This window comes from Dinoroseobacter sp. S76, from assembly GCF_049801095.1.
Taxonomy (GTDB): domain Bacteria; phylum Pseudomonadota; class Alphaproteobacteria; order Rhodobacterales; family Rhodobacteraceae; genus Dinoroseobacter.
On record NZ_JBNAGH010000009.1, the window covers coordinates 53057 to 73219 of the forward strand.

General features: G+C 60.8%; 17 protein-coding genes and 1 tRNA gene. 2 read left to right on the top strand and 16 right to left on the bottom strand.

What is annotated here, in order from left to right:
• Positions 1-31 precede the first annotated feature (31 nt).
• From ACP153_RS19250 to ACP153_RS19305, 12 genes are all read right to left on the bottom strand, one after another.
• Positions 32-511 carry a hypothetical protein gene (locus ACP153_RS19250; RefSeq protein WP_424972637.1) on the bottom strand — a complete coding sequence of 160 codons (480 nt, stop codon included), beginning with the start codon at positions 509-511 and terminating at the stop codon, positions 32-34.
• Positions 512-2077, bottom strand: coding sequence for a type IV secretion system DNA-binding domain-containing protein (locus tag ACP153_RS19255; protein ID WP_424972638.1), 1566 nt, complete (start codon positions 2075-2077; stop codon positions 512-514). It lies immediately after the preceding gene.
• Positions 2077-2415, bottom strand: a complete 339-nt coding sequence (locus ACP153_RS19260; RefSeq protein ID WP_424972639.1) for a hypothetical protein — start codon at positions 2413-2415, stop codon at positions 2077-2079. Before ACP153_RS19260 ends, ACP153_RS19255 begins: the two co-directional genes overlap by 1 nt.
• Before the next feature lie 2 nt (positions 2416-2417).
• Complete coding sequence (locus tag ACP153_RS19265; RefSeq protein WP_424972640.1) at positions 2418-3401, bottom strand: type IV secretory system conjugative DNA transfer family protein; 984 nt, start codon at positions 3399-3401, stop codon at positions 2418-2420.
• A 445-nt stretch (positions 3402-3846) separates the two neighbouring features.
• Complete coding sequence (locus tag ACP153_RS19270) at positions 3847-4194, bottom strand: DUF3768 domain-containing protein (protein ID WP_424972641.1); 348 nt, start codon at positions 4192-4194, stop codon at positions 3847-3849.
• A 108-nt stretch (positions 4195-4302) separates the two neighbouring features.
• Complete coding sequence (locus ACP153_RS19275) at positions 4303-4503, bottom strand: helix-turn-helix transcriptional regulator (protein WP_424972642.1); 201 nt, start codon at positions 4501-4503, stop codon at positions 4303-4305.
• Between the two features lie 51 nt (positions 4504-4554).
• Positions 4555-4731 (bottom strand): hypothetical protein, encoded by a 177-nt coding sequence (locus tag ACP153_RS19280; RefSeq protein WP_424972643.1) that lies wholly within the window; start codon positions 4729-4731, stop codon positions 4555-4557.
• A gap of 1 nt (position 4732) precedes the next feature.
• A complete protein-coding gene (locus tag ACP153_RS19285; protein ID WP_424972644.1) occupies positions 4733-4969 on the bottom strand; it encodes a hypothetical protein in 237 nt (78 codons plus the stop codon).
• 418 nt (positions 4970-5387) lie between these two features.
• Positions 5388-5756 carry a helix-turn-helix domain-containing protein gene (locus tag ACP153_RS19290; RefSeq protein ID WP_424972645.1) on the bottom strand — a complete coding sequence of 123 codons (369 nt, stop codon included), beginning with the start codon at positions 5754-5756 and terminating at the stop codon, positions 5388-5390.
• A 30-nt stretch (positions 5757-5786) separates the two neighbouring features.
• On the bottom strand, positions 5787-6620 hold the full coding sequence (locus tag ACP153_RS19295; RefSeq protein ID WP_424972646.1) for a helix-turn-helix domain-containing protein: 834 nt from the start codon (positions 6618-6620) through the stop codon (positions 5787-5789).
• Between the two features lie 24 nt (positions 6621-6644).
• A complete protein-coding gene (locus ACP153_RS19300) occupies positions 6645-7796 on the bottom strand; it encodes a tyrosine-type recombinase/integrase (RefSeq protein WP_424972647.1) in 1152 nt (383 codons plus the stop codon).
• A 137-nt stretch (positions 7797-7933) separates the two neighbouring features.
• Positions 7934-8020 (bottom strand) — tRNA-Leu (locus ACP153_RS19305).
• A 171-nt stretch (positions 8021-8191) separates the two neighbouring features.
• Here ACP153_RS19305 and ACP153_RS19310 point away from each other — a divergent pair.
• Complete coding sequence (locus tag ACP153_RS19310; protein ID WP_424972648.1) at positions 8192-9175, top strand: complex I NDUFA9 subunit family protein; 984 nt, start codon at positions 8192-8194, stop codon at positions 9173-9175.
• Between the two features lie 71 nt (positions 9176-9246).
• Here ACP153_RS19310 and xrtE read toward each other — a convergent pair whose 3' ends face one another.
• The 4 genes from xrtE to ACP153_RS19330 all read right to left on the bottom strand — a co-directional run bounded on the left by xrtE (position 9247) and on the right by ACP153_RS19330 (position 18435).
• The gene (gene xrtE, locus ACP153_RS19315; RefSeq protein ID WP_424972649.1) at positions 9247-10875 is read right to left on the bottom strand and encodes an exosortase E/protease, VPEID-CTERM system; all 1629 of its coding nucleotides are present in this window, start codon (positions 10873-10875) and stop codon (positions 9247-9249) included.
• A 103-nt stretch (positions 10876-10978) separates the two neighbouring features.
• Positions 10979-11173 (bottom strand): hypothetical protein, encoded by a 195-nt coding sequence (locus ACP153_RS19320; RefSeq protein WP_424972650.1) that lies wholly within the window; start codon positions 11171-11173, stop codon positions 10979-10981.
• Positions 11174-11315: 142 nt separating this feature from the next.
• Positions 11316-17228, bottom strand: a complete 5913-nt coding sequence (locus ACP153_RS19325) for an SdrD B-like domain-containing protein (protein ID WP_424972651.1) — start codon at positions 17226-17228, stop codon at positions 11316-11318.
• A gap of 403 nt (positions 17229-17631) precedes the next feature.
• The gene (locus ACP153_RS19330) at positions 17632-18435 is read right to left on the bottom strand and encodes an undecaprenyl-diphosphate phosphatase (protein WP_424972652.1); all 804 of its coding nucleotides are present in this window, start codon (positions 18433-18435) and stop codon (positions 17632-17634) included.
• A 219-nt stretch (positions 18436-18654) separates the two neighbouring features.
• Here ACP153_RS19330 and ACP153_RS19335 point away from each other — a divergent pair, with 219 nt between their 5' ends.
• On the top strand, positions 18655-20094 hold the full coding sequence (locus ACP153_RS19335) for an NAD(P)-dependent oxidoreductase (RefSeq protein ID WP_424972653.1): 1440 nt from the start codon (positions 18655-18657) through the stop codon (positions 20092-20094).
• Positions 20095-20163: the final 69 nt, after the last annotated feature.

Consider the following 20163-nt stretch of genomic DNA (forward strand, 5'->3'; position numbering starts at 1 on the left):
TCGGATAAACACCTATGCAGTATAGCAAAAATCAGTCGAGATTTTGCGGGCCGTCGGGATCGATGTCCTTTTTCGGCTTGGACGCATGCTTGGGCGGGTCTTCCTTATCTGCTTGAGTACTCTCTTCCTCATCATCCCAATAGGTCTCGAAGTCTGGCTCTTCGCTTTCTGGCTTAGACGGTGCATCGGTCTTCTCTGTCGGATCGTAGTGGTACGCACTGAGGCACATTTCCTTGAGCGTCTCGATGTCTTCCGGCTCCGCAGCGATCCGCGCTTCGAGCTGGCCAGGCGTGACTTTGTATGTCCCTGCGCCCTCGTGCTTGACCCAGGCCGCGAAGGTCAGCGGCGGCACGCCTCGGATGGTCTCACCGTCTGTGTCCATCTCGCGGGCCAGTTTGGTCGCGTCCTGCGCGCTCACGCCGCCCGCAAATTTGATCGACGTCAGCGAATGCATCATCCGGTCGATCCCCGCCCGCTCCAACTGGTCGAGCTCCTGGCATGCCGTCACCATTCAAAGCCCCCGCTTTCTCCCCTGCTCATAGAGCCGCCGGATGATCGGGCTGTCCGAGAGATACTCCTGGGCCTCGTCGAGATAGAGATACACCCGATCCTTGGTTTCCGGTCGCGCCAGGATCTCGATGGCAATCTGAGCGAAGCAATACTTGCCAAAAAGCTGCGCGCCCTCGTCGCCCAGAACCCCTTGCGCAGTGTTGATCAGAATGATCCGGCGATCCCGAATGGCCTGGGGGATGTCCACCTTGCTGGTCGGTGCATTGAACATGCCCTTCAACGTCCGGCTTTCCATAAGCGTGAAGAGCCGTCGCGCCACCTCCTGACGGGTCGTGCGATAGCTTTGGCTCGCGCTTTTGTCCTTGGGGCTGCAAAGCTGGGTCGTGACAAACTTCTGCGATGTCTCGTCAAGCGCATCCAGGTGCGCGGCATAGGCGTCATAGCCGTCCTGCAGGATCTCAAGCGCCGTGTCGAAGTTGGCGTTGGGGATGACCATCAAGAACCGCGACAGGAACCGATAAAGCGTCGATTGCGTGGTGGTGAGGGCGGTCTCGCGGGCTGCGAACATATGCTCATACAGGGCAACGGCTGTTCGCACTTTCGGCTCGTCCTCGGGGCGGTCGGTGCGGCCAATGGAGAAGGCGCTGAGCGCCAGCGGGTGCCGGATATTGCCACCGTCCAGATACATGATCCGATCCCAGGACACGACATGCAGGAGCTTTTCCAGCATCGCGCCCTGGCTGTCGATGACGATCACACAAGCGTCGTCTTCTTCAAAATCCTTGAGCAACATCTGCTGAAGGCACTGTGTCTTGCCGTGGCCAGTGCCTGCCACGATCATATGATGCTGGGTGCGCAGGTGATGCGGGATCTCGATGTTGTCGTCGAACACCATCTCGCGCATCATCGTCAGGGGTGTGCCTTTGAGATACGCGCCGATAATATCGGTGCCAGTATAGTCGCGCGGTGCCACTTGCTTTTGCAGCGCATAGTTTTCGTCGAGCCGCTTTGTGACATTGGGCAACAGCGCCCGCTCGTCCTCGAAGGTCTCAACGGCGGTGTAGATCACAACCGCCACGGTCTCATTGGTCACGGGCCGATTGCACAGTTCAGCCACACGGCAAATGTGGCTCAACCGGCGTTCAAAGTCAGCGGGCGAGACCTGGTTCAGGAAGTCCCGATACCGCCCGCCTTCGATGGTGTTGCACAGCTCCGGCGGCTCTGGCGGATAGGTGTCCAGCCCCTCGAAGCGCACCAGCTCAAGGGCGATCTCAGTTTGCGTTTGGATGTTTGGGTCAAGATCGCCCTCGTCCCCCAGCCGGTCGGCCATGAAGGCGGGAATGTCGATGGCGGTGAACTTCGACTGCACCGCGCGGTAGAGCTGCCAGGTGCGCTCTTTGGCTTGCTTCTCCAGCGCTGTTGGCGACTTCGTCGCTTGCCAGTAGATCGCATAGCCGATGGCACCAGGGATCGCAGCAACAGCAACCACTGATCCCATCGCGACGACAGCAAAGGTCAGCAAGGCCAGCACTGCTGCTCCCAGGATCAGCCCCAGGGTGTCATCCATCAGAGTTCAAATTCGCCGGTTTCGTCTGTTGTTACGTCTTCAAGGGTTGCCTTGAGGTTTGCCGCTGCCGATTTGAAGTTTCTCGCATGATCGTTGGCGCTCAATTTGTTGAATGCGTCGGCAGACACGGGTCTGGTTGTGATTTGCTCGATTGAATAATTGAAATCCTCAACATCACCGCGTTGGGGCACTGCCAAGGCAATACGGGACCCGATACCACCTTCAGCTATGATGGCTTTCTCCTCTTCGGACAGCGTCAGTGTCATTGTGGTTGTCCATTCTCTCTTGCCGCCCAATAGCCCGGCTTTGCGGGTCTCTTGCGTGATCGAAACTTTCACGGTCAAATCTCCAGTGGAATAGTGACCCCATCGGGTCGTAATTTATCAAATGGTATTTCACGGTAGGAATGGTTCGGCAGCCGATCAAGAGAAACCTTCGAATGGTTGGGCGGCATGTGCGGCGACAGCACATCGGCATCCTCGCGCGACACGCGGAAGAGGTATTGCGCGTCAGTGTTGCCCAGCAATGCATCAAACAGACCCGGATCGAGCTGCTTGCTGTTCTGGATAGCCACGGTTGCCGATAGCCCATACCGGCTCGAACTGACCAGGGTATTGTGAACCGTATCGTGGGCGTAAAGGTGGGCGTCGTCGATATAGATGTCGTAGGGACGTGGATCGTTGCGCTCCAACAAGAGCTGCGTGAGGTAGGACAGGATCAGCGAGCCGATGAGTTTCGCCTTGGCCTTGCCGTAGAGCCGCACGGGCAAACGCACATGGAGCACCTGATCGTCGAGGAAATCTGATAGGCAGATCCCCTTCTTGTTCACCGACAGCATGCGCCGGATGCGCGGATCGGACAGCAGGCTGTAGAACTTGTTGAGTGTGCTCGACACCTCTTGGCGTTGTTGTGCCGGGTTGAGATCCTCGAAGTCGGCCCAGAACTTGGCCGTGACCTCATCGGAATAGTAAAGCGTCGACCGGTACTGTCTGTCGGTCAGCAGCTTGAGGATGTCCGATAGATTGCGCGCATTCTCGATCAGCGCAGCTGCCGAGAACAGCAGGAACATGTCCATCGTGGGTGTGGTCATCCCGGCATAGTCCCAAGCGCTCTTGGTGGTCCCCTGGAAGAGTGTCGCCGCCAGCGCAGGCTCAATCGGCTCACGCAGGGGGTTCCAGCGCTTGGTCGCGGGATCAATGAGTGTGCCAGGAAGCGTCAGCCCATGCGCGTCGAAAAAGCAAACGCCGTGTCTTCTGGCGATGCTGTCCGTCATCATCTCGACGAGCAGGGACGTCTTGCCCGTGCCATGCGCGCCGATGAGCATCCGATGCGCCATAACGGTAGCATACCAGTCCCCCGCCCCGTGTGCGGTGACCAGTCGGGGGCTGCAGGCAAGCTACCGTTAAAGAGCATCCACCGGGAATTGTATCAGGTCGGGGGTAAAGGACAGTTTATGTGTGGTGGCCAGCATCTCCGCTGGAACCGTGTCCGCTCAACTGTGTCGTCTGGCGCTGCTGCGCCATGACCCAATGGGTTTTGGTTTTATGCCATAAAGGCATTGGGTCATGGCGCATGCCTGACGACCAGTTGATGCGGAATGGTGTTGTATGAGGCCGTATGTTCGAAAGTGGTGACGTGCTTTCAGACATGGAAACAGAAGGAATGCGCGAAGGCACGTCTGTTTGCAGGCGTCCAAGCCTGGTGATTGCGGGTGTCCAATCCCGCGACCCAAACAAAAAACATCCCCCGGCGGTGGCCGAGGGATGGGATCAGTATTCCGATGCGAGCATGATGGTCAGCACGCGCTTGGTCTGCGACAGATCTGTCGGCTCCGGCGTGCCATAGCGCAGATCAGTGTCGTAAAGATCGATCTTCCAAAAACAGGTCTCGCCTTCAAATGCGAAGGAGCCGAAGTCATGCGCGCCGTAAGGATCATTGTCAGAGCTGAACTGATCGAAGCCTTGCACGATAGCGAGCACGTCGAGCGGTGCTTTGTTGGTCTCTTCAATCAGGCCCGCGATGCCCTGGGTCATGAGCCACTGGCCGGGGATGTTGGGCTTACCTGCCCGGAAGTCGTCATTCGCTTGTCGAATGATCGCGGTGTCATCGTCTGACATGGATGTCCTCACTGTCTCGATGCGTCCGACCATTCGGGCGCATCGATCTGGTGACGACACGAAGCATTCAGAGAATGGGGGACGGTTGGACCCGCCCCCCACGCCCCGCTAGGAGGCATCGCGCTTGGCTATCTGCGCCGCAACCCAGGCGTAGATTTCCTCTTCCACCCAAAAGACCCGGAAGCCGACCTGGACGCGCTTTGGAAAGCCAAGATGCGCATACTCAGACTTGCTCTCCATGCGATCGATATGGGCAAAGCTGAACCCTACAATCTCCCGGACTTGCTTTTTGCTCAGTAGTCTCGTCATCACGATTTCTCCGATTAAGGAGCAATCGCGATCACCCCGGTTTGCGACAACCTAGGCAGGAAGAGTGTCGCTGGCCGCGTCTGCTCGGTCAAGCGTGGGGTCGGTGAACTCGATCACGGGCAGATCGAGCGGCGCTCCCCCATGCAGCAAGTCCAACGCAATCTGACGTTTGGCGTCCTCTGGCAGAGTGTGCAACGCGGCCACTGTTTCTGAGATGAGCGCGTCCATACTACCCGCCCAAGAGGTTCTGCAGCGTCACCACCAGCGCGCCTTGCGCCAGAAGCGCCATCGCCACCCACACCTTGAGGTCTGATTTGAGTTCCGTGAGCGCAAGTCTGAGATCTTGCTTGGTCACCAATTCGCTCTCGGTGAGCGCCTCGACAATGCCCTCCGCCTGCGCGGCGGTAAAGCCTTTGGATTGTAGTTTTTGGACGGTCTTCAACGTGTCCAATGCGACTGTAGTCATATGCCATTACCCTACCACACACGCCCAGATTTGTCATGGTAAGCGGCCCAAGCGCTGTGAGGCTCTGTAAGCCTCTCTGCGCGTCTTTTTCGGCAAAGGTGGGGGTCACGTCGATTTTGGCGGGCAAATCGCGCAGCGTGGCATTTTTGGGCTCTGCTGGCGTCTTGAGCAGGATATGTAGCTTCCCTGTTCTGGCTTTGAGCGGCTCCGAGATCTTAGGTTTCGAGACAGATCTTTTCGAATTTTTATTCGGGAATTTGTGTATTTGTTTCTGGTCTAGTCTCTGCGTTTTAGTCCTTGAGTATAGTAGTCGGTAAGTCTTACCGGCCTAGAGCGGTAAATCTTACCGAACTGGGTGACCCAATTTTACCGTCCTAGAACGGTAAATCTTACCGGTCTGGTTTGGCGCGTTCGGGATTTAGGCCGCGTCCGACTGTTCTTTCTCAAGTTCGCGCTGCACCTCTTTCAGCACCGGGGCTTCGTCATTGATCACGTAGATGTTGTGCAAACCGCGCCCCTGCTTTTTCACCTCGATCATCTGCAAGTCCTGCAGCTCGGCCAGGTACTTTCGGATCGACTTTTCATTGGTGCCGATGTCGCGGGCCAGACGTTCTTGGGCGGGAAAGCAGAAGCCGTCCTGCCAGGCGTAGTCAAGCAAAGCGGCGAAGGTGATCTTCGCCATGGGCGAGATCCTTTTGCCCGCTCGGATAACCACACGCGGCAATTGCGCAAAGCCACTCGCGAGCAACGGGTTGGCTTTCTTGAACCGCACCGTCCGCGCCTTCATGAGATCTTCCATTGAGGCCATGTCCAAGAATTATACCTCACCCGGTCGATCATTGACCTGTTGGTAACGCACAGGGTCGGAGGGGTTCGGCGGCGTTGCAGATGTCGGTTTTTCCAACCGCCCGCCAACGGCAATCGTCTCCAACGTCCCAAGCATCTGCTCCGCGATCTTGACAACGTCTCCCCGCTGCCCGCGTGCTGAGACGATCTCGTCTTGCAAGAATTTTGTGATCTCCTGGGCCTGCTGCAACTGGCTTGTGAGGCCGTCCACCTTGGCGCGCAGTTCCGCGACTTCGGCATCAATCTGCGTTCCGCTTTGTGCAGCTGCACGTACTTCTGCATCCGCCTGCGCCCCGGTCGGCGCAGCTGCATCTGCACCTAATTGCGGCTGCATGATGCTGTGTTGGACTGATCTATCCGGTGCACTCTCCTGCGTGCCGCTGAACGCAGGTTCAGCTGCAGCTTCATGCGGCTGCGCCGTGCCGGTTTGATCTGCGATCATGTCGGGAAGGAGTTTTTCTTCCAGCGCCTGCAGGGAAGCCTCGGTGGTGAAGAACCGGTTGAGCAAACCCATCTTGCGACAATCGAGATCGCCCGCACGACACCAGCGTTGGATCGTGTCTTTCGACTTGCTGAGACCTTTCAGGCGAAGGTGATCGCGCACTTGCTCCACCGAAATCGTGTACTCAGCAGCAGCGGGAAGGTCGGTCTTTTCGGCCTCCGTTTGCGGTGCCGCTGTATGCGGCTGCACCGCTGCATCCTCCTGCAGAGCGTTATTTTGAGGGCTCAGCTCAGAATGATCAGCACCCGCTTCAGCGGCGTGCAGGGGTGTGCTCCGGTATCGTCCGATTGTGGTGTCGTTCATATACCGGATATTCTAGCACGCGGATCACGCGGCCTCGCGGGTCAGGAAAGCGGCCCAGTCTTCGAGCAAGACACGTCGCTTCTCCAGCAAGTCACTGCGCTGATAGGCGCGCTCAACCTCACTACCAACTTGGTGGCCGAGGGCGGTTTCTTTGACCTCAAACGGCGTGTCGGTCGTCTCTTCCACCCAGGTTCGGAACGTCGCCCGGAAGCCATGGGGGCGCGCCTCCATCTCTTCGCGCTGCATCAGCTTACTCATCGTGGCATCTGACATTGCCTTCCCGCGCGGCGTGGGGAAGAGCAAGTCACTGTCACGAAACACCAGACGATCTGAGATGACTTTTTGTGCTTCGCCCGACAGCGGCACGCGATGGGCCGTGGCGGTCTTCGTGCGCATGGGGTCGAGCACCCAGGTATCGCCCTCGATTTCTGAGAGGGTCGCGAACCGCACCTCGCTCGTGCGGGCGACCGTGAGGATCAAAAACCGCAGCGCCAGGGCCGAGCCGAATTTTTGATCGCACAGCCAGCGATAGAATGTCGGGGCCTCTTGGTAGGGAAGCGAGGGGATGTGCTTCGTCTCGTGCCGCCGTTTCCCGAGCAGCGCTTGCGCCTTCATCACCGCTTGCAGATCGACATCGAGCCCAAGTGCTGCCGCATGCTTCAGCGTCAGGTTCATCCGGTTCATCGCCTTGCGGGCGGTGTCCGGCTTCTCGTGCCAGATCGGCTGCAGCGTCTTCTTGAGCACATGTTGATCGACCGCCTCAATCGCCGTCGTGCCGATCTTCGGGATCACATGCACCGAGAGAGGGGAGAGCCAGCGACCGGCCTGGCCATCATTCTTGAGTTCAGCCTGGCGGGCGGCAAAACACGTCTCAATCGCCTCGGCGACAGTCAGGCGATGCGCGCGCATCCGTGCTGCTTGCCGCGCGTCGATAGGATCAATGCCATCTCTAAGCTGCCTGCGCGCCTCCGCCGCACGATCACGGGCTTCCGCAATCGAGACATCAGGCCAGCTCCCAAGCCCCATTTCTCTGCGCTTTCCAGCCACCGTAAGCCGCAACTTCCACTTACCAGCGTCCTTCCGGCTCTTCACCAGCATCAAACCCTGTCCGTCAAAGTGCTTCCCCGGCCCAAGTGCCTTGGCCTTCATCTGTGAGAGCGCATGAAGCTTCGTCATACCGGGCCACCTTTTAGGCCACCCTAGCGCTTGCGAAACTATGAGACAAGATGAGAAGACATGAGATCCGCTCAGCGGTCAAGCGCCTGAAATTCCATTGGATTCGAGGCGTGATGGGATTTCTTGAGGGGGTGTGATGGTGCCCAGGAGAGGACTCGAACCTCCACGTCCATACGGACACTAGCACCTGAAGCTAGCGCGTCTACCAATTCCGCCACCTGGGCAGGTGTCGTGAGGCGGTGAGTTACAGGCGCTTTGCAGGGGTGTCAACGGCCCTCAATCGCCTTTCCAAAGATTTTCTGTCGCCCCTTGGTCCGGCCCGCGACGACCTGCGCCTTGTCGGCCATTTTCCGCACCGCTAAACCCGTTGGGGAGAAGGGATCAAGGAGCACCAGATGTCCAAACTCGTGACCATCTTTGGGGGATCCGGCTTTGTGGGTCGATACATCGCTCGGCGCATGGCGCAGGAGGGGTGGCGCGTCCGTGTGGCCGTGCGACGCCCGAATGAGGCGCTCTTCGTGCGGCCCTATGGCGCGGTCGGCCAGGTGGAGCCGGTGCTCTGCAATATCCGCGACGACGCCTCCGTGCAGGCCGCCCTGCAAGGGGCTGATGCGGCAGTGAATTGCGTGGGCATCCTGTCCGAGAGCGGCAAGAACACCTTCGGCTCCGTCCAGAGCCATGGCGCGGCTCGCGTCGCCAAGATCGCCGCCGCAGAGGGCATCACCAGCTTTGTGCAGATCTCGGCGATCGGTGCGGACCCCGCAGCCAAGAGCGACTATGCCCGCACCAAGGGCGAGGGCGAGCAGGCTGTGCTCGCCGCGATCCCATCGGCAGTGATTCTGCGGCCCTCGATCGTGTTCGGTCCGGAGGATGAGTTCTTCAACCGCTTCGCCTCCATGTCGCGCCTCGGGCCGATTCTGCCCGTTGTCGGGGCCGAGACGAAGTTCCAGCCGGTCTATGTGGATGATGTGGCCAAAGCGGCGGTCAAGGCTGTCAGCGGCGCTGCAGCCCCGGGCATCTATGAACTCGGCGGACCGGATGTGAGCAGCTTCCGCGCGCTCATGGGCCAGATGCTGGCGGTGATCAACCGCCGCCGGCTGGTGCTGAACGTCCCCTTCCCGGTGGCGCGCGCCATGGGCTTTGGCTTCGACATGGTTCAAAAGGTGACGCTGGGCTTGATCCACAACGGCATGATCACCCGCGATCAGGTGCGCAACCTCGCCAATGAAAACGTCGTCGCCGAGGACGCGCAGGGCTTTGACGCGCTGGGGATCGAGCCTGTCGCGCTGGAGGCGGTGCTGCCGGACTATCTGTGGCGCTTCCGCCCCTCGGGCCAATACGAAGAGCTCAAGCGCTCGGGTCGCAACCTGAAGACCTGACAGTCTCTCGTTGGAATGAAGTTAGGCCCGGATCGCTCCGGGCCTTTGTCGTTTGAGGGCTGTGGACCGCGTCAGATGATGTGCCACGCGCCCATGGCCAGGGCCCAGGCGGCGATGGTGGCATTCGCACCCGCATGGCTGACAATGGCATCGGTGATATTGCCCGACCGGTAGACCAGCGCGCCAAACACGATCCCGGCCAGCCCAGCGGCGAGCCAGCGATCATGGAGCAGGGCAAAGAGGCCCGCGCTGATCACGATGGCGATCATCATGCGCACCCCTTTGCCCGAGGGCGCCAGACGCTCCAGCAGGTAGCCACGGAACAAAAGCTCCTCGATGATCGGGACGAGCACAGCCGTGCCGATCACGCGCGACAGGATCCAGAGGGCAAGCATGCCGCCGGTCAGCGCCCCGAAGGGCGGCGGCCCGTCCGCGGCAGGGGAGGTCGCGATCCAGGCGACCCCGATCACCACACCGCTTGCCAGCGAGAGCGGGTCGAGCCGCCAGGGCAGATCCCGCAGGACCTGCCAGAAGAGCGCCAGGGCCAGCGCCATGGCGATGGCGCGGAACGGGTAGAGCAAGCTCGGTGTCTCGCTGAAGGTTGAGGCTAGTAGGGCCGAGAGCATGAAGATCGCGAAGGGCAGAACCTTGGCCACCACCGGATCCGAGAAGAAGGGCGGCAAGGGCGCGGGGGCAGAGGCCAGAGCCTCCGCCTTGTTGAAAAAGGCCACATGCCGCGCCACGAGGATCAGCCCGACGGAGAGGGTCGTGAAGGCGAGCCAGCCCGCATGGCTGTGGAAGCCGCCAATGGCCAGCTCGGGCGAGACCTCGAACCCGAGGCTCAACAGCGCCGAGATCCGCAGCACATTGAAGGCCCAGCTCAGCAGGATGCCAATGGGAAAGAGCAGCAGCGCCTGCGGGAAGGCCAGTTCGCGCCGGAACAGCGCCATATAGACGGTCAGGAACACCGTGATGAGGGCAAAGCCTTCGACGCCCGAACACTCCTTGCCGACGGCGACGAGGAAGTTCTCCACATCGCCGGTCCCGAAAATCCCGATGATCTTGGTCTCGGGATTGCCGTCCACCGTGTAGCCCACGAGGTCGAGCACCCAGAGCACGGACTCAAATGTAATGTCGGTGACCCAATCCGCGTGCCAGAGCGGCTGGATCCGGTCGGCGATTTCCGGCAGCGCCATGCCCGCCACCAGCAGCGCGCCGAGCGCCGGGCCCTTCTCAGCCAGAAGCGCGCGCCATGCAGACCAGGGCGCAAGGATCAGCGCGGCGCCCGCGGCGGCCAAGGCCGCGCCGCCGAGCCAGCCGATCCCGCCAAGCGCCACGTGACCCGCGCCGCTTGCATCGCTGAGGAAGAGCCATGGGGCCAGTGCCAGCGCCAGCCCGGCAAGGCTCAGCCCCAGTCCAAGGGGGCGGGGGCCAGGGGTGGTCAGCGTCCGCTTGATCAGCTCGGAATAGGCGAGGGCGAAGACCCCGAAGGCCGCCAGCACGCCCAGTGCGCGGGGCACGATCCGTCCGGCAAAGGCGCAGAACCCATCCGGGGCGAGGTCGCGGCAGGTGAAGTCGAAATTGTGTTGGTAGAGCACCGAGATCAGCAGCAGCTCGACGCCAAGCAACCCGGCGGCCAGAGCCCAGGCCATGCGACGGGCGGAGCGTGCGGGGGAGGCGGATACAGAAACATCGGTCATGTGCGCGTCATCTCAGAAAACAGGGACTAAACAGGGGCACAAATAGATCGGCCCCGTGGCAGACGTCACGGGGCCGACAATGATTATTGCGTGAGACTTAGTCTCAGGCCGCGCGGCGGCGACGCTCCCAAACCAGAGCAACGACGGCGAGCACAGCGGCGAGCGCTGCGGTGCCTTCGAGGGCGCTGATTTCCGGAACGGTGGGGCAGTTGCCGACGAGCGAGCAATCGGTCGTCGCCATGGCAGCACCCGCGGTCAGGGCGAAAACCCCGGCAGTGGTGAGTGCAGTACGAAGCATATTCGTAACTCCTAAAGACGATGGTTTCATGCGCGAAATCCATCCAACAAAGTAACGCGCGGCGCATCGCGTCTTAGAAGCCGGTTACGGCCACAGCAACGGCGGGACAGGGTCCCGCCGTAAACCTTTTGTTAATACCTTATCAGCAGAGGCAATCGATGTCATTGAAATCGATGCCTATGATGAACGGCTGGCTGTTCGTCGATGACGCAGGGTTCGGATCGATCATCAATCCGACCACATCGCCCTCACCGGCCACGAAACCTTCCCCATTTGCCTCGGCGAGTGCCACGATTTCGCGCACATCTTCAAGCTCACCCAGATCCGGGCGGATGAAATCGATACTGTCGGTCAGGCTCCAGATGGCGCCCTGCACCTCGAAATCGGTGTAACCCTGGCCCTGGAAGTCCTGGTTGAGGATCCAGTTGATCAGGTCGAGGTTATCCTCGGCGCTCTGGCCGTTGATCCCCGTCTGGCCGGCCAGCACATTGTCGGGCAGGAGGCTCGCCTCGGCGACATAGAGATCCCCGGTGAGGATCGGCGCGTTGGTGAAATCCGTTCCGCCATCGGCCGGATCGAAGGCGCTGGCGCAGTACGCCGCTTCGAACACGATGTCGTCGAGACGCGCGTCGCCCGAGCCGGTGACCTTGATCGTGAAGCCATCGGTGGTGCCTGCTGCTGCTTCGTCGATGATCTGATAGTTCACCTGAACCGGCAGGCTTGCCGCGATGTCCTCGAGATCTTCGGCGGTTCCGCAATAGGCCACGTCGATGAAGGCATCCGAGAAGTTACCCATCCCGTCGGAGACGGTATAGGTGTACTGCACATCCGCGGTGTCCCCGATGTCGAGATCGATGAAGGCGGCTTCGCCGTCAAAGACCAGCTGGCCTCCGCTCAGGGTGATGAACACACCGTCCACATTGATGGTCTGACCTTCCGTGATCGACGTTCCGTTGACCGCCGTCACAGTCAGAGCGTCGTTCTCGGGATCGGAGTCATTGGCCAGAACATCCAGCGTCAGCAGCTCATTGGCGCAGATCATGCCTGCGTCATCCTGCGGCGTGGGGGCTCCATTCTCGACCACAAGGCCTGCATCGAGGGTGAGGTTCTCATCCCCAATGGCCAAGGTGACTTGCGCCGTTTCACCGGTGGTCGGATCCGCGTCGCTATCGGCCGCGTCGTCTCCACCTTGATCCTGAGCGGTGAAGTCGAACCCGTCCGGCTCCCCGAACTTGACCGAGTAGGTGCCCGCATCCAGACCGTCGAACAGGTACATGCCCATGTCGTCGGTGGTTGTGGTGGCGATTGGGGTGCCGTTTTCGTCCAGAAGCATCACCGAAACATCGGCCACGCCCTGTTCGCCCGCGTCCTGAACGCCATTGCCATTCAGGTCGAGGAAGACCTTGTCCCCGAGAGACGCCGTGCCCGGATCTTCGACGCCCGCGTCGACATCCTCGACAACCTCGCCGATGGCGACAGAGATCACGCCGGTCTCGCCGGTATTCGGATCCACATCGCTGTCCACGGTGTCGTCATTGCCCTGATCCTGCGCGACAAAGGTCTTGCCGGTCGGATCCGCGTCAAAGACCACCTTGTAGTCGCCCGCATCAAGGCCGAGGAACTCGTAGGAGCCGTCTGCCGCCGTGACTGTATCGGCCACGAACACGCCCGCTGCAGTGAGGAGGGTAACCGTGACGCCGCTGACACCGGGTTCGGCATCATCCACGTCATTGTCGTTCTCGTCGCAGAAGTAGCGGCCTTTCAGAGCTGCCGTGCCCGGATCTTCGACCCCGGCATCCACGTCGCGGATGGCGTCGCCGATATTGACCTGGATCGGGCCGGTCTCGCCGGTGTTCGGATCCACGTCGCTGTCGACCGTGTCATCGTTGCCCTCGTTCGGCGCGACGAAGGTCTTACCGGTCGGTTCCGCATCAAAGCGCACGGAGTAGGTGCCCGCGTCGAGACCGGTGAAGAGGTAGTCGCCATTGCTGTCGGTGAACTGGCTGTCGACCACATTGCCAGCGGCATCCAGCAGGAAGACCTCGACGCCCGCGACAGCCGGTTCGCTGTCGTCGATGTCGTTGTCATTCTCGTCGCAGAAGTAGCGACCGCCCAGGGAGGCCGTGCCCGGATCTTCGACCCCGGCATCCACGTCGCGGATGGCGTCACCGATATTGACCTGGATCGGGCCGGTCTCGCCGGTGTTCGGATCCACGTCGCTGTCGACCGTGTCATCATTGCCCTCGTTCGGCGCGACGAAGGTCTTGCCGGTCGGTTCCGCATCAAAGCGCACGGAGTAGGTGCCCGCCTCAAGCCCGGTGAAGAGGTAGTCGCCATTGCTGTCGGTGAACTGGCTGTCGACCACATTGCCAGCGGCATCCAGCAGGAAGACCTCGACGCCTGCGACAGCCGGTTCGCTGTCGTCGATGTCGTTGTCGTTCTCGTCGCAGAAGTAGCGACCTCCGAGGGAAGCTGTCCCCGGGTCCACGAGACCTGCATCGATATCCAGTTCGGCTTCACCGATGGAGAGCTCAAAGGCTTCGGTCATGCCCGTGGCCTGATCCGCGTCGCTGTCATCGGCGCCCACGTCATCGGCTGCAGCACCTTCGGTGGTGAAGACGAGCCCACCTGTGGTGGAGGCATCGAAGGTCACCTTGTAGGTGCCCGCATCCAGACCATCGAAGAGGTAGTTGCCGTTGCCGTCGGTGACGTCGGTGGCGGTGGTGTCGTCTGCCGTGCCCAGCACGCCGTCAGCGCCTGCACCGGTGAGGGTCACGCTCACGCCAGAGACGCCAGCTTCGCCACCATCGAGCAAGCCGTTGCCATTGGCATCGAACCACACGGTGTCGCCGACCGAGGCCGTGCCCGGATCTTCGACCCCGGCATCCACGTCGCGGATGGCGTCGCCGATATTGACCTGGATCGGGCCGGTTTCCCCGGTGTTCGGATCCACGTCGCTGTCGACCGTGTCATCGTTGCCCTCGTTCGGCGCGACGAAGGTCTTGCCGGTGGGCTCTGCAGCAAAGCGCACGGAGTAGGTGCCCGCCTCAAGCCCGGTGAAGAGGTAGTCGCCATTGCTGTCGGTGAACTGGCTGTCGACCACATTGCCTGCGGCATCCAGCAGGAAGACCTCGACGCCCGCGACAGCCGGTTCGCTGTCGTCGATGTCGTTGTCATTCTCGTCACAGAAGTAGCGCCCGCCCAGGGAGGCCGTGCCCGGATCTTCGACGCCTGCGTCGACATCCTCGACAACCTCGCCGATGGCGACAGAGATCACGCCGGTCTCGCCGGTATTCGGATCCACATCGCTGTCCACGGTGTCGTCATTGCCCTGATCCTGAGCGACAAAGGTCTTGCCGGTCGGATCCGCGTCAAAGACCACCTTGTAGTCGCCCGCATCAAGGCCGAGGAACTCGTAGGAGCCGTCTGCTGCCGTGACCGTATCGGCCACGAAGACGCCCGCTGCGGTGAAGAGAGTAACCGTGACGCCGCTGACACCGGGTTCGGCATCGTCCACGTCATTGTCGTTCTCGTCGCAGAAGTAGCGGCCTTTCAGAGCTGCCGTGCCCGGATCTTCGACCCCGGCATCCACGTCGGTCTTGTTCTCGCCCGCGGCCAGCATGATCGGACCGGTCTCGCCGGTGTTCGGGTCGACATCGCTGTCCACGGCATCATCGCCACCCTGATCCTGAGCCACGAAGGTCTTGCCATCGGCATCCGGGGCAAAGCGCACCGCATAGGTGCCCGCCTCGAGACCCTCGAAGAGATAGTCGCCATTGGCATTGGTGGTCGTCGTCCCGATCACATTGCCCGCGGCGTCCAGAAGCTCGACCGTGGCGCCTGCGATCCCGGGTTCGCCATCGTCGATATCATTGTCGTTCTCGTCGCAGAAGTAGCGCCCGGCGAGGGAGCCCAGCTCCACGGGCGGATCGCCCGGCTTCCAGCAGAGGTCATCGACCGCACCGGAGCCCACCAGGTTGATCTCCATGGAGGCGACATCGGTCGCGTTCAGATCCACCAGCTGGTTGGAGTTGTTACCCGCGGCAGGGATGGCCACGGTCTTGATCAGGTTGCCGTCTTCGTCAAACAGCTTGATCGTGCCGCCATGCTCTTCGATGTCCAGCAGACGGATGTTCTGCAGGTCCGAGGGCGCGTCGAAATCGAAGGTGATCGTGCCGCCGCCGGCATTGTCGTCGGGATCGGAGGCGTCATTGTCCTCGGAGATGATGAGGATATTGCCCAGCCCGTTATAGCCCAGATCGCCGTCACCACCGGTGGTGTTGTTGCTGTCGAAGATCATCGCGTCATTGGGCGAGCCCGCGCCGTCGCCAGCCTTCTGGGCCGAGATGGTCACACCGTCGAACTGGTTCGAAACGGTGGTGCCCTTCTGCAGGCCGGAGAAGTCGAGCTTCATGTAATCCGGCGGGCAGGTCTTGCCGTCTTCGCAGAGCACGATCTTGTCGATCCGCGCGAACTCGTAGCAATCGGTGTAGCCCACCAGGCTGATCACGTCGCCGGTGTCGAGCTGCAGGTCCTGGAACACGTCTTCGGAGAAGGTGGAGCCGGTATTCGCACCGCCGCCGCCATCATTGCCCTGGTCGAGCCAGATCGTGTCCACATACTCGCCGTTCACGAAGACATCGATGGCGCCGTTGCCGTCATTCTCGTCCATGGAGAAGACGCTCAGGTCATAGGTGCCTGCCGGGCCGTTGAACACGGTTTCGGCGATGCCGTAATAGCCGGTCGCCTTGATGTTCGCGCCGCCCGAGGCGTCGCCGTTATGCTCTACCGAGTAGCCGCAGAGATGCATGTCTTCGGCTTCGATGACGATGCAGACCGGGTCCGGCTCGTCCACATCCTTGACCTTGACCCAGAGCGGCTTGACCTCTTCGCCGCCCTTGCCGTCACTGACCTTGACGGTCACGTCATAGGTGTTGTTGCCACCGCCGGAGGTCGGGTTCTCGTAGTCCTTGGCCGTCTTGAAGGACAGCTCGCCGGTGTTCGGGTCGATGGTGAACATGTCGCCATCGCGGCCGCCCACGATCTCGTAGGTCAGGCTGTCGCCATCGGCGTCGGAGGCGTCGATATCGGCGACGAAGGTCTCGTTCTCGTCAACGCAGATCACGCCGTCATCGGGCAGGTTGTCGAAGCTCGGGTCCTCGTTCTCGGGCAGGTCATCGACCTTCTTCAGCTCGAGCTTGTCGATCCGAACCCACTCGCCGCAGTCTTTCCAGGCCTGGATTTCGATCTCGGCGCCTTCATGGATCTCCAGCCCTTCGAGGGTGAAGCCGGTGAAGCCGCTATTGTCGCTGCCCTGACCGTTGCTCTGCCGGTCGAGCATGATGGTGCCCACATGCTCGCCATCCACGAAGACCCGCAGCTTCGAGACACCGTCGGTTTCGTCCTGCGCATAGAGGGTCAGGTCATAAACCGCCGAGGGGCCGTCGAAATCGGTGCTGAGCTTGCCGTCATTGCCTTCGATCTTGACCAGTTGGCCACCGGAGGCCTTGTCGCCATGGACCGTGCGGAAGCCATGGTCGTTCATGTCCTCGGCTTCGATGGTGATGCACTCGCCATCCGGTGCATCATCCTCGAGCGGGCCTGCGCCCAGATCTTCGTACTTGATGCCGTCTTTAACGCCACAGGAGTCGATCGTCTTCAGGGTGGTGCCCGCCGGGGGAACATCGCCGATGAAGGTGAAGAAGTCGTCGCCCTGACCGGGGGCGTGGTAATCCTCGACCTCGATCTCCGCGAGGTAGTAGGTCTTGCCGTCCGAGCCCTTCACCACGAAGTATTTCTCGATATAGACCTGCTCACCGGAGATCTCGACGCCGTTGATGACCGCAATCTGACCGGAGCTGTCCTTGGCGTTGTCGTCCTTGTCCTTGCCGTAGTCGCCGGACAGGACGTTGTCGTCATCCTTCGTCGAGATGACCGTGGTTGCCGCGGCGGGCATGACGAATGTCTCGCCCTCTCCAAGACCTCCGCCGATCGTGCCCTGCTGGACCAGATCGTCCTCCGTGAAGGCCGTGAATTCATATGTCCTGGTGGTCATGCTGCTGTTCCCTCATCAGACCTCGCCGGTGTCGCTCCGGCATCAAGTTCGAAGGGAATGGGGCCATAAAAAGTGCACAGAACTGTCCCGCAACGACACACACACGCGCTCAACAGCGCTGTCGCAGGATGCGTAAATCAATGACTTTTTGAACCAAGCCGTCTCGGTCTATTTTCCCGCGACCTATCGACGGAACCATTACCTCACTACTAAAAACGTGATCGGACGTTACGCGGAGAATTGCCGACGATTCAAGCGTGTTAAAAAATCGTTAACAAAACCGCTTTGAAAACATAAGAAAATATCGGATTTTAGATGTTACAGTCTGAAACAATTCGGTGTTATGTAAATTATTGTTGATAACTTCGCGGGTAGTGACCGCACAAATTTTAGGCGAAATAAATCAACTATAGGCGATGATCAGCAGAATCACGCCGAGTGCGATCCGGTAGATCACGTAAGGTGTGAAGCTCACCGATTTCAGCAAACGCATCATTAGGACCAGAGCCGCGAGGGCTGCGACAAAGGCGAAGAGGGCGGCGATCGCGCCGTCGATCAGAAGCTGCCAATTGGCGTCCGAGGCGACCTCAAGACCCAGAAGCGTGCCCGAGGCGATGATTGTCGGGATCGACATGAGCATGGCGAGCTTGGCCGCGTCCTCCCGCTTGTAGCCGAGAAAGCGCGCCCCGGTGATCGTGATGCCCGAGCGGGAGGTGCCCGGGATCAGGGCCACCGCCTGCCAGAGCCCCATGATCAGCGCGTGTTTCAGGGACCAGCCGCTGGCTTCGCGGGTGCTGGGACCCTTTTGGTCGGCCCAGTAGAGGACGATCCCGAAAATGAGCATGGTCCACCCGATGACCGCCGTACTGCGCAAGGCATCATTCAGCCCCGTCACGCTGAGCACGAGGCCCAAGAGGATCACCGGCACTGTCGCGATCACAAGGCACAGGGCGAGAAAAGCGCCCGCCGTATCCACCTTGCCGCGCACGAGCCGTGTCAGGCCGCCCGCCGCAATCTTCACATCCGCCCAGAAATACAGAACCACCGCAAAGAGCGTGCCAACATGCACTGCAACATCAATGGTTTGACCCTGATCCTCCATCCCGGTGAGCGCAGGCAGCAGGATGAGGTGACCCGAGGAGGAGACCGGCAGGAACTCGGTCAGGCCCTGGATGACGGCGATGAGGAAGAGGTGGAACAGAGACACTGCGTACGCTTCATTGATTCGATGGCAACTTATCCAGCGTAAGTGTAAAAGAAAAACCACCCATTGACGCAGGGTAGGTATCACATGCTGACCTAAAATCGGGTGATATATCGCCGCAAGCCTCGCTCGCGGCGAATTTTTTACATTTAAGGTCAGCAAACATGACTTTTATTTCCTGAAGGTCGCGTTTATACAGCGCGCGACAGCCAGGAGGACCTTATGGCCCATCAGCCGATGCTCAAATTCGTCAAGATCGCGAAGGATATGCCCGAGAAGCGCGATGCAGACGCGCGCAAACAGGATTTTGACGAGATCTATCGCGAGTATGCGACCGAGAAGGCCGCCGAGCAAGCCTCGCGCTGCTCGCAATGTGGCGTGCCCTATTGTCAGAGCCACTGCCCGCTGCACAACAACATCCCCGATTGGCTCAAGCTGACCGCCGAGGGCCGTCTGCAGGAGGCCTATGAGGTCAGCCAGGCGACGAACACCTTCCCCGAGATCTGTGGCCGGATCTGCCCGCAGGACCGTCTCTGCGAGGGCAACTGCGTCATCGAGCAATCGGGCCATGGCACTGTCACCATCGGCTCGGTCGAGAAATACATCACCGACACCGCCTGGGAGCAGGGCTGGGTCAAGCCCATCGCCCCGTCTCAGGAACGCCCCGAGAGCGTCGGCATCATCGGTGCGGGCCCGGGTGGCCTCGCCGCGGCGGATGTGCTGCGCCGTCAGGGCATCCAGGTCACCGTCTATGACCGCTATGACCGCGCGGGCGGGCTGCTGGTCTACGGGATCCCGGGCTTCAAGCTGGAAAAGGACGTGGTCACGCGCCGCAACGACCAGCTCGAGCAGGGGGGCGTCACCTTTGAGCTGAACTGCGACGTGGGCACGGATATCTCCTTTGCGAAGATCCGCGAGAAGCATGACGCGGTGCTCATCGCCACGGGCGTCTACAAGTCCCGCGATCTGGGCGGACCGGGTGCCGGCGCGAATGGCATCGTGCGCGCGATCGATTATCTGACCGCGTCGAACCGCAAGAGCTTTGGCGATGATGTGCCCGAGTTCGACAGTGGTGAGCTGAATGCTGAGGGCAAGCGCGTTGTCGTGATCGGCGGTGGTGACACGGCCATGGACTGCGTGCGCACGGCGACCCGTCAGGGCGCGACCAGCGTGAAGTGTCTCTATCGTCGGGACCGGGCGAACATGCCGGGCTCCCAGCGGGAAGTGCAGAATGCCGAGGAAGAAGGCGTCGAGTTCGTCTGGCTGACCGCCCCCAAGGGCTATACCGGCGACGCGGATGTGTCCGGTGTCATGGTCCAGAAGATGCGTCTCGGCGCGCCCGATGCCACGGGCCGTCAGGCCCCCGAGTTGATCGAGGGCGCGGATTACGTCGAGGACGCGGATCTGGTGATCAAGGCGCTCGGCTTCGAGCCCGAGGATCTGCCCACGCTGTGGGGCGAGCCCGAGTTGGAAGTGACCCGCTGGGGCACGGTGAAGGCCGATTTCCGCACCCACAAGACCGCCATGGACGGCGTTTATGCGGTGGGCGATATCGTGCGCGGCGCGAGCCTTGTGGTCTGGGCGATCCGCGACGGGCGCGAGGCGGCCGAGGCCATGCTCGAAGCGTTCAACGCCAAATCCGCATCGGTCGCAGCCGAGTAACGCACACCCTGCCCGACCCCTGTCGGCAGAGCGTCTGACAGGTGTCGGACACCTGTCGGGCAAGTGTCG

What these genes read in the sequence shown, in the direction of transcription:
- ACP153_RS19275 (WP_424972642.1), bottom strand. Translation starts at nt 4,503, where the DNA reads ATGACGAGACTACTGAGCAAAAAGCAAGTCCGGGAGATTGTAGGGTTC.
- ACP153_RS19335 (WP_424972653.1), top strand. Translation starts at nt 18,655, where the DNA reads ATGGCCCATCAGCCGATGCTCAAATTCGTCAAGATCGCGAAGGATATG.
- ACP153_RS19255 (WP_424972638.1), bottom strand. Translation starts at nt 2,077, where the DNA reads ATGGATGACACCCTGGGGCTGATCCTGGGAGCAGCAGTGCTGGCCTTG.
- ACP153_RS19265 (WP_424972640.1), bottom strand. Translation starts at nt 3,401, where the DNA reads ATGCTCATCGGCGCGCATGGCACGGGCAAGACGTCCCTGCTCGTCGAG.
- ACP153_RS19280 (WP_424972643.1), bottom strand. Translation starts at nt 4,731, where the DNA reads ATGGACGCGCTCATCTCAGAAACAGTGGCCGCGTTGCACACTCTGCCA.
- ACP153_RS19290 (WP_424972645.1), bottom strand. Translation starts at nt 5,756, where the DNA reads ATGAAGGCGCGGACGGTGCGGTTCAAGAAAGCCAACCCGTTGCTCGCG.
- ACP153_RS19250 (WP_424972637.1), bottom strand. Translation starts at nt 511, where the DNA reads ATGGTGACGGCATGCCAGGAGCTCGACCAGTTGGAGCGGGCGGGGATC.
- ACP153_RS19325 (WP_424972651.1), bottom strand. Translation starts at nt 17,228, where the DNA reads ATGACCACCAGGACATATGAATTCACGGCCTTCACGGAGGACGATCTG.
- ACP153_RS19320 (WP_424972650.1), bottom strand. Translation starts at nt 11,173, where the DNA reads ATGCTTCGTACTGCACTCACCACTGCCGGGGTTTTCGCCCTGACCGCG.
- ACP153_RS19300 (WP_424972647.1), bottom strand. Translation starts at nt 7,796, where the DNA reads ATGACGAAGCTTCATGCGCTCTCACAGATGAAGGCCAAGGCACTTGGG.
- ACP153_RS19295 (WP_424972646.1), bottom strand. Translation starts at nt 6,620, where the DNA reads ATGAACGACACCACAATCGGACGATACCGGAGCACACCCCTGCACGCC.
- ACP153_RS19310 (WP_424972648.1), top strand. Translation starts at nt 8,192, where the DNA reads ATGTCCAAACTCGTGACCATCTTTGGGGGATCCGGCTTTGTGGGTCGA.
- ACP153_RS19270 (WP_424972641.1), bottom strand. Translation starts at nt 4,194, where the DNA reads ATGTCAGACGATGACACCGCGATCATTCGACAAGCGAATGACGACTTC.
- ACP153_RS19285 (WP_424972644.1), bottom strand. Translation starts at nt 4,969, where the DNA reads ATGACTACAGTCGCATTGGACACGTTGAAGACCGTCCAAAAACTACAA.
- xrtE (WP_424972649.1), bottom strand. Translation starts at nt 10,875, where the DNA reads ATGACCGATGTTTCTGTATCCGCCTCCCCCGCACGCTCCGCCCGTCGC.